Source organism: Wolbachia endosymbiont (group B) of Camptogramma bilineatum, assembly GCF_947251825.1.
Lineage (GTDB): Bacteria > Pseudomonadota > Alphaproteobacteria > Rickettsiales > Anaplasmataceae > Wolbachia.
Map to the genome: position 1 here is coordinate 457850 of NZ_OX366391.1, position 13037 is coordinate 470886.

Consider the following 13037-nt stretch of genomic DNA (forward strand, 5'->3'; position numbering starts at 1 on the left):
AAAGAGTGGAAAAAATCACGCAGACGGAATGGGCAAGAGAGATAGGAGTATCAAAGCAATATGTCTGTTATTTAGTAAAAAAAGGAATAGTTGAGCTGGAGGATGGACTCATTGACCGAGAACAAGCAAACAGGGCTATAGAAACAATAAGAGATCCAAGTCAACCACTGAGAAGAAAAAACTATTCAGAAAGCGGAGAAAAACTTTCCACGATGTTGCTTAAAACGCGAATAAAAAATGAAATGGAGCGAGGTAAACTTCTTGAGGCGAAAGCTAAGGCTGAGATAGGAGAACTTATAGCAGTAGAGGAAGTAAGAAATGAAGCATTTAACGTAGCAAGAGTTGTCCGTAATAATTTGCTTAATATTCCAAATAGAGTTTCAGCACTGCTTGCATCACTGAGTGACACTAAAAAGATTCATAAGACGCTCACTGAAGAGATTACAAACTCATTACAAGAATTATCTAATACTAAATTTTAAATATAAAATGGCTAATAACTTAAGTTTAGAGTTAATAAAGTGTCTCATCAATCAACCTGGATTAGATGTTAATGTTAGAGGATTAAATGGAAAGACACCACTACATTGTGCTATAGAATTTGATGAATTAAGCATGGTAGATCTGTACTCACAAAAAAGAATATCAATCCTTTTGTTGAGGACAATGAAGGCAAAACCTCCTTAGATTATGCCAAAGAAGGTAAAAAAGCAGAAATATTACAAGCGCTAATTAATAACAAATACGGATCAGAACAAGATAACTTACTTCATTTAGCTGCAATGATAGGTGAAGTTAATGCAGTTAGATATTTGATAGGAAAAGGTGTTGACGTTAATGTACGAAATGCTCTGCATCATACTCCATTACATCTAGCAGCAGGCATAGGACATGAAAATGTTGTCAAAATTTTAGTGGAAGAAGGAAGCGCTGAAATAGATGTCTTTGATGTACGAAATCAAACACCAATGCATTACGCAGTTAATAATAAAAAACTGGAAATAGTAAAGTTATTACTCGAGCTCGGAGTAGATGTAAATAGCACGCGCATAGGACAAAACTCAATGAAATTGTCACCTATGCATATAGCTGTAAGTAATACTAATTACGATGAAAGAGATTTATGTCTTGATATCCTCAGATGCTTAATAAAGGAGCCTAATGCTCAAGTAAATTTGCAAGACTACGAAAATAAAACGCCACTACATTACGCTGAAAGACTTAAAACAATAGAGGTTTTACTAACTCGAGAGGATATAGATCCTTTAATCAGGGATGATAATGGTAAGACACCATTTGATTACGCTAAACCTGAGATAAAGAAGGCTTTGATGAGTAATAAATACGGTTCTGAAAAGAATAGTCTACTTCATTTAGCTGCACAAATGGGAGAAATTGAGCTTGTAGAGTCTATCTTAAAAGAAGAAATCGATATTGATATTGTAAATAATAAAGGTCTATCACCGATTTACCTTGCTGCAGAAAAAGGACATTTACATGTAGTAAAATTACTACTGAAAAAAGGAGCAAACTATACACCTGTTTTGCACTTAGCAATCAAATCAAATAATTTGGAGTTACTTAAAGTTTTATTTACTGAAAAAATGGGTCATTGCTCTGCAGAGATACCGTTGTTAATTTTCCAACCCTTCATAATAAATATATAGCACAGAGAGAAATAGCAGATAAAAGGATGAAAAAACATAATAATATTATCTGCATCTGTATTACAGTTAGCGCAGTAGTAATGGCAGCATATATAGGTTTAACAGCAGCAACAATAAGCAGTGCAATCATTTTTGCAACAATAACAGGGATATTTGCTCTTGTTATAGCAATAATGATAAGTGAGATGAGCAAAAGATATATAGAAAACGAATTTCAGAAAAAGATGCTTATGGAGATGGAGGAGTGTAGTTCTATTGTTAATGATGTCGAGATAGAACCAATTATGAGTAGATGCAGACAATGATATACGCTAGAGCTTTTTCTGAAGGTTTAAGACCAGATCCCCAGCTTAAAGTATCAGAGTGGGCGAATGAGTATCGAGTTCTAGCGCCAACTGCAGCATCAGAACCAGGTAAATGGAGAACGGAAAGAACTCCTTATTTAAAAGAAATCATGGATTCACTATCTCCATCTTCTCCAGCGGAGAAAATAGTATTCATGAAAGGAGCGCAGATTGGGGGAACAGAAGCTGATAATAACTGGATTGGCTATATCATCGATCAGACACCAGGGCCAATGCTAGTAGTACAGCCAACAGTTAAAATGGGAAAGCGTTGGTCAAAAGGAAGATTTGCGCCACTGATTGAAAGTACACCATGTTCAAAAAGTAAAGTAAAAGACCCAAGATCAAGAGATTCAGGGAATACTGTACAAAGTAAGGAATTTTCAGGTGGAATAGTAGTAATAACCGGAGCAAACAGCAGTGTAGGACTGAGATCTATGCCAGTAAAATATCTCTTTCTTGATGAAATAGATGCCTATCCAGGAGATTCGGGAGGTGAAGGAGATCCAGTTTTACTCAGCATAGCCCGTACTAATACATTTGCACGGCGAAAGATTTTTTTAGTATCAACGCCAACGATTCATGGAATAAGCAGAATTGAGAAGGAATTTGAAGCTACAGACAAGAGATATTTTTTTGTACCATGTCCGCATTGTAATTATTACCAAATTTTAAAGTGGTCACAAATAAAATGGGAAGATAAAAATCCAAATACAGCACACTATATGTGTATAGAATGTGGTAAAAAGATAGAAAATCATCAAAAGACAGAGATGCTAGACCGTGGAGAATGGAGAGCTACAGGGGCAAAAGAAGGGGAGAAAAAAGGATTTTATCTTTCAAGTCTTTATAGTCCAGTAGGCTGGTATAGTTGGCAACAAGCAGTAGAGGACTTTCTCCATGCAAAGGAAAGCGAACAATTACTGAAGGTTTGGATAAATACTACGCTTGGAGAAACCTGGGTAGATAAAGGAGAAGTACCAGATTGGAAGCAATTATTTAACAGGAGAGAATTTTTTCCCGTAGGCACAGTACCAAAAGGTGAAGTGGTTCTCACAGCAGGAGTAGATGTCCAAAAAGATCGGTTAGAAGTAGAAGTTGTAGCATGGGGAAAAAGCCGTGAAAGTTGGTCAATAGACTACCGAGTATTTGAAGGAGATACAGGAGGAGAAGTATGGGGAAAGCTTTCGGAGCTCCTCAATCATCATTTTATTGGTGAAAATGGTCTTGAATATATGATAAGTATGATGGCAGTTGATGCAGGGTATGCAACGCAGGAAGTGTATAATTGGGTAAGGAGTCATCAAGGCTCTGGAAGAGTAATGGCAGTAAAAGGTGTAAATAAAGCACTAGTGCCACTTAGCAGCCCAAGTAGAGTAGATATAACAGTTGGTGGTCAAAAGCTAAAGAGAGGAATAAAGCTATGGCCAGTAGGAGTATCGATATTAAAGTCAGAGCTTTTTTAATTACTTAATGTTTTAAAAGAAGGTGAAGAAGCTCCAGCAGGATATTGTCATTTTCCCGAATATGCACCTGAATATTTTAAGCAGCTAACGGCAGAGCAATTAGTCAGCAAAGTGGTAAAAGGATACACCAAACAAGAGTGGCAAAAGGTAAGAGAAAGAAATGAAGTGCTAGATTGCCGAATTTATGCGAGAGCAGCATCTATTGCGCTTGGAATCGATCGTTGGCCAGAGAGTAAATGGAATAGTTTGAGTGGAAAAATGGAAAGCAAAAAGCCTAAAAAAGTAAGGCAAAGCCAATGGTTGAATGAGAAGTGAAATGTATAACGAAGAATATTTAATTCAAGTCGAAGAAGCGATAAAGAAACTATAAAATGGAGAGAGAGTAGTATCAATTGCATATGGTGACCATATTGTACGGTACGGGGAAGTTCAAATAAAGGATTTATTGGAGCTCAGGCAACGAATAAAAGCGGGGTTAAAAGTTGCGGGCATGAAGCCAAAGAGGAAAATTGTTTTTTCAACGAGTAAGGGGATCATATAATGATGAAAATCGTTGAAAGGAACCGTATGACAAAAATTATAGCAAAAGAATATACAGAATTTTTAGAGCAGCTGAAAGAACAGATTGCTATTAGTCGTTATAAAGCAGCAAGAACAGTAAATAAAGAGCTACTACTACTTTATCATTATATTGGAACACAGATTCTAGAAAAACAAAAGAGCCAAGGTTGGGGATCCAAAGTAATTGAGCAGTTAAGTAGAGACTTAAAGGCTGAGTTTCCAGAAATGAAAGGTTTTAGCACAAGAAATCTAAAATATATGAGGCAGTTTGCAGGGGAATATCAAGATATTGAATTTGTGCAACAACTTGTTGCCCAATTGCCATGGGGACATAATGTATTTCTGATGGACTTAGTTCGGGACAAAGAAGCGGGCTATTCTACATAAAAGAAGCTATAGAACATGGCTGGTCAAGAAACATCATGGTAATGCAGATTGAACTTGGGTTACATAAACGTCAAGGAAAGGCTATCACTAATTTTAAAGAGAAGTTACCTTCACCTCAATCAGATCTAGCGCATTACACGTTAAAAGATCCATATATTTTTGATTTTTTAAGTATAGGAAAGGATGCTCATGAAAGAGAAGTAGAAAAAGGTCTTGTAGGACATATGGAGAAGTTTTTGTTAGAACTTGGTGAAGGCTTTGCATTTGTAGGTAGACAATTTCATTTAGATGTTGGTGATGAAGACTTCTTTGTCGATCTATTATTCTACCATCTAAAATTACGTTGTTTTATAGTAATTGAATTGAAAAATAATAAGTTTAAACCAGAATACGCCGGTAAAATGAATTTCTACCTTTCAGCAGTAGATGACTTGCTAAAACACGAGACAGATCAACCATCTGTAGGGTTGATTTTATGTAAATCTAAAAATGATGTACTAGCAAAATACACTCTAAAAGATATGACAAAACCAATAGGACTAGCAGAATATCGAATAACTGAAAGTCTACCAGAGAATATAAAGACAGCTTTACCAACGATAGAGGAATTAGAAGCTGAGTTATCTAAAGTTTCAGATAAAGAGAAGTAATGCTACTCAAATCATTCAAACAACTATTTAGTAAGCCAAAAATCAAAAGCTCAGCGTGGGATGCAGCAGGATCAGGAAGAAGATTTTTTCACTTTCAACCAGAGTTAGGAAGTATAAACAATTTGCTGTCTCAAAGCCTTGAAACTTTACGTAGTAGATCACGTGATATGGTGAGAAAAAATCCATATGCAGCAAATATTATTGATACAATAGTAAGTAACTCTATTGGAACAGGAATAAAGCCGCAATCAAAAGCAAAGAATGCAGAATTTCGAAAGAAGGTGCAAGAATTATGGCTAAAATGGACAGATGAAGCAGACAGTAACGGAGTAAGTGATTTTTATGGATTACAAGCTCTAGTGTGCAGAAGTATGATAGAGGGAGGAGAATGTTTTGTACGTTTAAGAACGAGAAAGCTGGAAGATAGATTTTCTGTACCATTACAACTACAAGTACTTGAGTCTGAACATTTAGATAATAAAACAAATCAAACTTTAGGAAATGGTAATGTAATAAGAAACGGGATTGAGTTTAACAGGCTTGGGCAAAGAGAAGCATACTACCTATTTAAAGAACACCCTGGTGAAAGTATGTTTGGAGAATCAGTGAGAGTGCCAGCAAATGATGTTTTACATATTTATAGACCATTAAGACCTGGGCAAATCAGAGGGGAGCCTTGGCTTTCTAATATACTGCTGAAGCTTTATGAGCTTGATCAATATGATGATGCAGAGCTGGTGAGAAAGAAAACTGCAGCAATGTTTGCTGGATTTATTACGAGACTCGATCCAGAAGCAAATATCATGGGAGAAAGTGAAAGTAATGAGCAAGGAGTGGCACTATCAGGTTTAGAGCCAGGAACAATGCAGCTTTTAGACCCAGGAGAAGACATAAAATTTTCAGAACCGTCAGATGTTGGAGGAAGTTATGAAGCGTTTATAAGACAGCAACTCAGGGCAATAGCGATTGGTACAGGGATAACATATGAGCAACTAACAGGAGATTTAACCGGTGTTAATTATTCATCAATTAGAGCAGGATTAATAGAGTTTCGTAGGAGATGTACAATGTTACAGCATAACATAATGGTATTTCAGTTTTGCCGTCCTGTATGGGATAGGTGGTTAGAGTTAGCACTACTTTCTGGAGAGCTAGACATAGGTGAAGAATGGACAAAGGGAAAAGAAGGAGCAAAAAAAGAAGTAAAATGGATACCACAGGGATTTGATTGGGTCGATCCGCTAAAAGATCAGCAAGCACAGCAAATGGCAGTAAGAAATGGATTCAAGAGTCGAGCGGAAGTAGTATCAGAAATGGGTTATGATGTAGAAGAAATTGACCAAGAAATAGCAGAAGATCAAAGACGTGCAAGTGAACTGGGCTTAAGTTTTGATTCTGACGTTACGGCCAATCAAGAGGTGATATGAAACAACAATGGCTAAACAGATGTGTAATGGTAGAACCAAGGAGTTTTGAGTTACTGTCACTACAAACAGGAAAGCAGCCTATCTTTAAAAATATAAAACATGCAGTAAGAAATAGTGAAAGAGGAATAATACCGATACATGGCATTTTAACTAAAAAACCTGGTGCATTTGATGAAATGCTCGGAATGACATCATATGAGCAAATAGAAGAACAAATTACACAAGCATTAGCAGATAGTAGCATAGAGACAATTATACTGGAAATAGATAGCCCCGGAGGAGAGGTAAACGGTATATTTGACCTAGCTGACTTTATTTATGAATCAAGAGGAAAAAAGAGGATAATAGCGATAGCAAATGATGATGCATATTCTGCTGCGTACGCTATAGCTTCTAGCGCTGAAAAGGTATTTGTGAGTAGAACTTCAGGAGTAGGAAGCATAGGAGTAATAGCAAGTCATATAGATCAAAGTGGGTTTGATGAAAAACAGGGAATAAAATATACGACAGTATTTGCAGGAAGTAGAAAAAATGATTTAAATCCACATGAGCCAATAACTTCTGAGAGTTTAGAAAACCTAAAAAGCGAAGTGAATCGTTTATATGGAATGCTGTTGAGCTAATAGCACGCAATAGAAACCTTTCTGTAGAAGCAATCAAATCAACAGAAGCAGGGCTATATTTTGGCGAGAAAGCAGTAGAGATAGGTCTTGCAGATGGAATTACAATTCTTTCATCTATTAATCAAAACAGGAGTATTATTATGAATGAACAAACTACAAATGACCTAAAAACTAATAATTTAACTAAGTATCGTACTGAAGTTGTTGAATTAATACGTTTGTGTAACTTATCACGAATGCCAGAGAAAATAGGAGAATTTATTGAGCAGGGTGTAAGTGTTGAGCAAGCAAGGGAGGTTTTAATGGAATTACTTGCAGAAAGAACAAAGAAGACAGAGATAATAAGTACAATACCACAGAATTCAGGAGAAGAGTTGATGATGCAGGTAGCGAAAAGTCGTAGGCATTTAAAATATATAACAAAAGGAGAAAAGCAAAATGAGTAGTATAACAGAACAAAATAATCTAGGTGACTTATTAAAGTATGAGGCATCAAGTCTATATTCAAGAGACCAAATAACGGTAGCAAAGGGTCAAAATCTGAAGCTAGGGACAGTTGTTGGTCGTGATAAAGACAACATGATTAGGATAATAAATCCAACTGCCACAGATGGCACACAAACAGCAATAGGTGCAATAGTAAGTGATGTAAATGCGACAGAAAATGCCAAAGCAGTAATTATTACTCGTAGTGCAATGCTAGCTGATTATGCAGTTGTATGGCCAGCAAATATCACTGAAGAGCAGAAAACTGCAGCAATAAAGCAACTTGAAGGACGAGGGATCATTATCCGCAAGGGAGTTTAACTAAAATTAATAAGGAGAAAAAGAATGCAAAATCCATTTACAAATACAGCATTTAGCATGACGGCACTAACAAATGCGATGAATATATTGCCGATAAATTATGGACGTGTTGGAAATTTAAATTTATTTCCAAGTAGATCAGTAAGATTTAGACATATTACGATAGAAGAACACAACGGAGTGTTAAGTTTACTACCAACGCAGTTACCCGGAGCACCAGCAACAGTAGGAAAAAGAGGAAAAAGAAAAGTAAGAACATTTACGATTCCACATATTCCTCATGATGATGTAGTGTTACCAGAAGAAGTACAGGGAATAAGAGCATTTGGATCAGAGAGTGAACTGAAAGCGCTGGCAGACGTAGTAACTGACCATTTACAGCTAATGAGAAACAAACACGCAATAACATTAGAGCATTTACGAATGGGAGCGCTGAAAGGAATAATTTTAGATGCTGACGGGTCAGAATTATTAAATCTGTACAACGAATTTGAAATCACGCCAAAAGTAGTAAATTTTGCACTAGGAACAGCAACAACAGATGTAAAGCGTAAGTGTATGGAAGTACTCCGGCATATAGAAGATAATCTAAGTGGTGAATATATGACAGGAGTACATGCTTTGGTAAGCCCTGAATTTTTTGATGCATTAACTTCGCATAGTAAAGTAAAAGAAGCATATGAAAGATGGCAAGAAGGAGCAGCGCTTCGGAATGATATGAGATCAGGATTTACGTTTTGTGGAATAACATTTGAGGAATACAGAGGACAAGCAACTGATCCTGAAGGAACCGTGAGAAGATTTATTGAGAAAGATACAGGTCACTGTTTTCCACTAGGAACAGCAAGCACATTTACAACATATTTTGCACCAGCAGATTTTAATGAGACGGTAAACACACTAGGACAGCCACTATATGCAAAGCAAGAACCAAGAAGATTTGATAGAGGAACAGATTTACATACGCAGTCAAATCCATTGCCAATGTGCCATAGACCTGGCGTATTAGTAAAAGTCGCTATAGCATAACATACTGGTAGAGTAACTACAAGGTGGTGAGGCACAGAACGACTCTACCGATATGGCTTTCTTAGCATGTAAAGGTTAGTATATCAAAAAGAAATATGCAAGAGAATATTAAGCGATTATTAGAAGATTGTTTTGCCCATTTAGGAGAAGTGGCTTTGTATAAATCAAAGGATAAGTCATACATGGTACAAGTATTAAAGCAACAGCCAGATAAATTATACGAGATTGGTGAAGGACAATTTGTGGAAGAAACTTTAGCGTTAGAAGTAAGTGCGTTTGATGTGTTAAAGCCAATAGTGGGAGATGTTTTTGTTATAGGTGATCGAAGATATAAAGTACACTCACCGCCACTTAGAGACAAGTCTGGAATAACGTGGAAAATAAAAGCGTCTGGGGTGTAAAATGTCTGTTCATATAGAAGTTGAGGTAATAGAAAGTGTAAATGCTAAAAGAAGAAAAGTAGAATTAGCAACGGTAAAGGCATTAAACAAAACGGCACTATGGTTAAAAGCGCAAGCAGCTAAGGAAATCAGTGAGGAAAAGAAGATAAAATTAAGTTTGATAAGAAAGAGATTAAGAATTTTTAAGGCGAAAACTAGCAGATTAGACGTGTTAATTAGAGCAAATCTCTATGACATTAGAGCATCGACAATTGGTAAAATACAAAAAACAAGAAGGGGATCGAAAGTAGGAAAGCATGAGTTTATAGGAGGATTTGCAGCAGTTATGCAAAAAGGAAATAGCGGTATTTTTAAACGTGAAGGAAGAGCAGCATTGCCAATAAAGGAAGTTAAATTGTCACTGAAACCAGAGGCTTCAAGGATAATATTGTTAATTATGAGGTTGAGAAAGTCTTTACAAAATTTTTTGAACGTCAATTGAGCTATAAAGGATGAATTTGAAAGATTTACATGATAAAATTTGTACCACGCTGAAGAAAGAAATTTCTGCGATACAAACATGCGAAGTATATCCAGTAATAAGGAAAGAATTAGTAGCACCGGCAGTATTTGTGGAACTTAGTGGCTTTGAAAAAGGACATGATCCAGGAACAGAAGAATTAGCGCTGAAAGCAAGATTTGAGGCACGAATTGTGATTGATAGCACAATAGAAAATGCAGCTATTATTGTCAGATCTTTAGCTAGCGAAGTTGCAAAAGTAGTAAATAAAAATACTTGGAATGTGGAAAATGTTTCGCTAGGAGAATTTATATCAGGAGGAGGAGATGATTTTAGGCCAGAGCTTGATGCATATTTAGTGTGGTTAGTAGAGTGGACTCATGAAGTGCATACGGGTAAATCAGTATGGTCAACTGGCATAATGCCACATGTTATTGATATAGGTGAAGTGCATGTTAGACCATAGTTTTGCAATTTCAGAGTTAAATAGAAAAGTAGCGAATATCATTCGTATAGGAGTTGTAAAAGAAATAGATTATGAAAAAGCAAAAGTAAGAGTAAAAATAGGTGAACTTTTAACAGATTTTCTTCCATGGATAACTTCTAGAGCAGGAGAGGAAAGAAGCTGGCTACCACCAAGCATAAATGAACAGGTAGTAATATTGTCACCATTGGGAGAGTTATCATTAGGAGTAGTACTAGCTGGAATATATCAACAGAAGTATGCTGCACCAGAGAATAAAAAGGAAATAAATAGTGTAAAATTTCAGGATGGGACAAAGTTTACATATGATAAAGGGAAGCATCATTTAGAGATTGAAGTAGTGGACAAAATAACACTGAAGGCTGGGGAATCGAGTATAGAAATGACAAAAGATAGTATTAAATTAAAAGCAAGAAGAGTAGATTTAAATTGATATATATGAGTAAAGCAGTTGTTTGCATAGGAGATCATTGTACAGGTATGCCGATTCATGTCTGTGTGAGCGGGAGTGAAGATGTATTTGTTAATGGTAGACCTGCTTGTAGTAAGGGTGATATCTTGAGTATTGGGGAAATACTAACGCAAGGATCAAACAACGTATTTGTAAATGGTATTGGTGTAGCGAGAACAGGTGATGTGGCATCCTGTAGTTTTCAAATAGTAAGTAAAAATCAAAGTGTGTTTTCAAAATAAAAAAATTAAAATAGTCGAAAAATGAAAGGAATGGACGCTAAAACAGGTAAAGAATTAGAGGGAATAGAACATCTGAAACAATCGATAATTGATATATTGACCACTCCTATTAACAGTAGAATAATGAGAAGAGATTATGGCTCAAGACTATTTGAATTAGTAGATAAGCCAATAAATAGGGATTTAACTTTGGAAATTTACGCATCAACTGCAGAAGCACTGGGGAAATTTGAGAAGAGATTTAAGTTAGAAAAAGTAAAAGTTGAAGGAGTAAAAGAAGGAAAAGTGACGTTTGATCTAGAAGGATTGTATCTGCCAATGGGAAGAAAGATTCGCTTCGATGGGGTTGTAGTATAAAGATGCAGCAGCCAAATATTATTGAATCACTGAGCTTTGAGGAAATCTTTTCGAGAATGAAGGAAGAGTTAGTAAAGCGAGATGCAAGTTTTACAGGATTGGTGGAAAGTGATCCAGCAATGAAGGTATTAGAAGTAGCAGCATGGCGAGAACTTTTGCTTAGAGAAAGAATAAATGAAGCAGTAAAGAGTAACTTACTTAAATTTGCGACAGGAGAAGATCTTGATAATTTGGCTGAGTTTTATGGAGTAGAGAGAGAAAAAGAAGAAGAGGATGAAAGATTTAGAAAGAGGGTAAAAGCAAAAATAGCAGGTTGGTTAACAGGAGGAAGTAAGGAATATTATAAATATCATGCACTGTCAGCAGATAGTAGAGTAAAAGATGCACTAGTGGAATCAACTATACCAGGGAAAGTACAAATCTCAATCTTATCAACACAATTATCCATAACTGGCATAGCGTTAGAAGAGCTACTAGAAATTGTAAAAAAGCAGGTTACTAGAGATGATATAAGGGTTTTAACCGATACAGTAACAGTAATTGGCTGCAATATTATGGAAATAGATATCCACAGTAGAATGAGCATAAGTCCTTTAATATCAGAGGAAGAAATCAAGAAGCAGTTTATTAAGAAGTTTGAATTAGCAAAAAGATTAGGGTGGAGTGTAACAAGATCATGGATAATAGCGAATCTATTTGTAGATGGTGTAGAAAATGTGGAATTAATCGAGCCAAGAGAGGATGTTGTGGTTCTGGGAAATGAATCTGCAAATTTGAAAAATTTAAAGATTGAGTTGAATTAATGTTATTACCCCCAAACGCAACAAAGCAAGAGCAAGCACTGGTTGATGCAACAGATTATAAGGTTGATCCGAGCTGTATCAGAGGATTTAAGTTTAGTCTTAAAGATGAAATACTGCCGTGGATAATAGAAGAATATGGTTTAGAAGAAATACTGCGCTGGGTAAAAGATAGAAGAAAAGCCGTAATAGAAGGAGTAAAATTTCAAAGACTGAGAGGAACTCCAGCATCACTAAAAGTAGCACTAAAATGGGCAAATATAGAAGATATTACAATCATCGAAGAACCACCTGGTAAACACTTCTTTGAATTACAAATAGGAATAAAAGATGTTCCAAATGACTTTTTTGTAGATGCAGTAGTAGAACTTGCAAAACTATCGTTACCAGCAAGATCGCGGCTAATGAGGATTTTCAATGATCACTATAACGTTGATAGGTTTATTTTAGATGAAAGTTTATTTGGAAGTTTGTTATCAGACTACTCTGGTATAAAAGTTGAAAAAAATGGGCCAGTGTTATCGTTTGGAAGAATAAATTTTTTCAGTTCTAGAGGTCCGTTAGTAGAGATTGTAGACAACTATTTAAGAGAGCATTATGAACAAACATTTAGTAATGACATATATCGATTAGATGTAGCAGTACTTGGAGAAACAGAGCCTCACACAAAGGATTACAAAGGCATTTATGAAAGAAGTCATCAGTGGTATAACGTAAAAGCACTATATCCATTACCACAAAGTTTATTACCAGAAATTAAGTTTGCGAAAGCACAGATTGTACTGTCAGATAGCTGGAAATTAGGAGAAATAAATAGCTGTTTTCGTGCGTCCAGCAAAGGC

Annotated in this window: 10 protein-coding genes and 7 pseudogenes; all 17 read left to right on the top strand. The window is 36.0% G+C overall.

Annotated features, from left to right (window positions below):
* The first annotated feature begins 5 nt into the window (after nucleotides 1-5).
* Nucleotides 6-482: a hypothetical protein gene (locus OPR44_RS02350; RefSeq protein WP_265015215.1), complete on the top strand. Its 477-nt coding sequence runs from the start codon at nucleotides 6-8 to the stop codon at nucleotides 480-482.
* A 7-nt stretch (nucleotides 483-489) separates the two neighbouring features.
* A pseudogene (locus OPR44_RS02355) lies at nucleotides 490-1972 on the top strand (ankyrin repeat domain-containing protein).
* Nucleotides 1969-3792, top strand: a pseudogene (locus OPR44_RS02360) (phage terminase large subunit family protein). Before OPR44_RS02355 ends, OPR44_RS02360 begins: the two co-directional pseudogenes overlap by 4 nt.
* 1 nt (nucleotide 3793) lies before the next feature.
* Nucleotides 3794-4018, top strand: a pseudogene (locus OPR44_RS02365) (hypothetical protein).
* A 26-nt stretch (nucleotides 4019-4044) separates the two neighbouring features.
* Nucleotides 4045-5075, top strand: a pseudogene (locus OPR44_RS08650) (PDDEXK nuclease domain-containing protein).
* A complete protein-coding gene (locus tag OPR44_RS02380; RefSeq protein ID WP_265015218.1) occupies nucleotides 5075-6502 on the top strand; it encodes a phage portal protein in 1428 nt (475 codons plus the stop codon). Before OPR44_RS08650 ends, OPR44_RS02380 begins: the two are co-directional and overlap by 1 nt.
* Nucleotides 6499-7571: pseudogene (locus OPR44_RS02385) on the top strand (S49 family peptidase). The gene OPR44_RS02380 and the pseudogene OPR44_RS02385 overlap by 4 nt, the downstream one beginning before the upstream one ends.
* Nucleotides 7564-7932: a head decoration protein gene (locus tag OPR44_RS02390; protein WP_264337591.1), complete on the top strand. Its 369-nt coding sequence runs from the start codon at nucleotides 7564-7566 to the stop codon at nucleotides 7930-7932. The pseudogene OPR44_RS02385 and the gene OPR44_RS02390 overlap by 8 nt, the downstream one beginning before the upstream one ends.
* Before the next feature lie 24 nt (nucleotides 7933-7956).
* Nucleotides 7957-8961, top strand: a complete 1005-nt coding sequence (locus OPR44_RS02395; RefSeq protein ID WP_264704601.1) for a major capsid protein — start codon at nucleotides 7957-7959, stop codon at nucleotides 8959-8961.
* Nucleotides 8962-9056: 95 nt separating this feature from the next.
* Nucleotides 9057-9362: a head-tail joining protein gene (locus OPR44_RS02400; protein WP_262986521.1), complete on the top strand. Its 306-nt coding sequence runs from the start codon at nucleotides 9057-9059 to the stop codon at nucleotides 9360-9362.
* 1 nt (nucleotide 9363) lies between these two features.
* A pseudogene (locus tag OPR44_RS02405) lies at nucleotides 9364-9857 on the top strand (phage tail protein).
* Nucleotides 9854-10327, top strand: coding sequence for a hypothetical protein (locus OPR44_RS02410; protein ID WP_265015219.1), 474 nt, complete (start codon nucleotides 9854-9856; stop codon nucleotides 10325-10327). Before OPR44_RS02405 ends, OPR44_RS02410 begins: the two are co-directional and overlap by 4 nt.
* Nucleotides 10314-10778 (top strand): phage baseplate assembly protein V, encoded by a 465-nt coding sequence (locus OPR44_RS02415; RefSeq protein ID WP_264328538.1) that lies wholly within the window; start codon nucleotides 10314-10316, stop codon nucleotides 10776-10778. Before OPR44_RS02410 ends, OPR44_RS02415 begins: the two co-directional genes overlap by 14 nt.
* 5 nt (nucleotides 10779-10783) lie before the next feature.
* Nucleotides 10784-11038: a PAAR domain-containing protein gene (locus OPR44_RS02420; RefSeq protein ID WP_265015220.1), complete on the top strand. Its 255-nt coding sequence runs from the start codon at nucleotides 10784-10786 to the stop codon at nucleotides 11036-11038.
* A gap of 21 nt (nucleotides 11039-11059) precedes the next feature.
* A complete protein-coding gene (locus tag OPR44_RS02425; RefSeq protein WP_265015221.1) occupies nucleotides 11060-11395 on the top strand; it encodes a GPW/gp25 family protein in 336 nt (111 codons plus the stop codon).
* Nucleotides 11396-11397: 2 nt separating this feature from the next.
* Nucleotides 11398-12198 (top strand): baseplate assembly protein, encoded by an 801-nt coding sequence (locus tag OPR44_RS02430; protein WP_264337595.1) that lies wholly within the window; start codon nucleotides 11398-11400, stop codon nucleotides 12196-12198.
* Nucleotides 12198-13031 (top strand): annotated as a pseudogene (locus tag OPR44_RS02435) (phage tail protein); the annotation flags it as partial. The gene OPR44_RS02430 and the pseudogene OPR44_RS02435, both read left to right, overlap by 1 nt.
* Nucleotides 13032-13037: the final 6 nt, after the last annotated feature.

What these genes read in the sequence shown, in the direction of transcription:
- OPR44_RS02380 (WP_265015218.1), top strand. Translation starts at nt 5,075, where the DNA reads ATGCTACTCAAATCATTCAAACAACTATTTAGTAAGCCAAAAATCAAA.
- OPR44_RS02390 (WP_264337591.1), top strand. Translation starts at nt 7,564, where the DNA reads ATGAGTAGTATAACAGAACAAAATAATCTAGGTGACTTATTAAAGTAT.
- OPR44_RS02395 (WP_264704601.1), top strand. Translation starts at nt 7,957, where the DNA reads ATGCAAAATCCATTTACAAATACAGCATTTAGCATGACGGCACTAACA.
- OPR44_RS02400 (WP_262986521.1), top strand. Translation starts at nt 9,057, where the DNA reads ATGCAAGAGAATATTAAGCGATTATTAGAAGATTGTTTTGCCCATTTA.
- OPR44_RS02410 (WP_265015219.1), top strand. Translation starts at nt 9,854, where the DNA reads ATGAATTTGAAAGATTTACATGATAAAATTTGTACCACGCTGAAGAAA.
- OPR44_RS02415 (WP_264328538.1), top strand. Translation starts at nt 10,314, where the DNA reads ATGTTAGACCATAGTTTTGCAATTTCAGAGTTAAATAGAAAAGTAGCG.
- OPR44_RS02420 (WP_265015220.1), top strand. Translation starts at nt 10,784, where the DNA reads ATGAGTAAAGCAGTTGTTTGCATAGGAGATCATTGTACAGGTATGCCG.
- OPR44_RS02425 (WP_265015221.1), top strand. Translation starts at nt 11,060, where the DNA reads ATGAAAGGAATGGACGCTAAAACAGGTAAAGAATTAGAGGGAATAGAA.
- OPR44_RS02430 (WP_264337595.1), top strand. Translation starts at nt 11,398, where the DNA reads ATGCAGCAGCCAAATATTATTGAATCACTGAGCTTTGAGGAAATCTTT.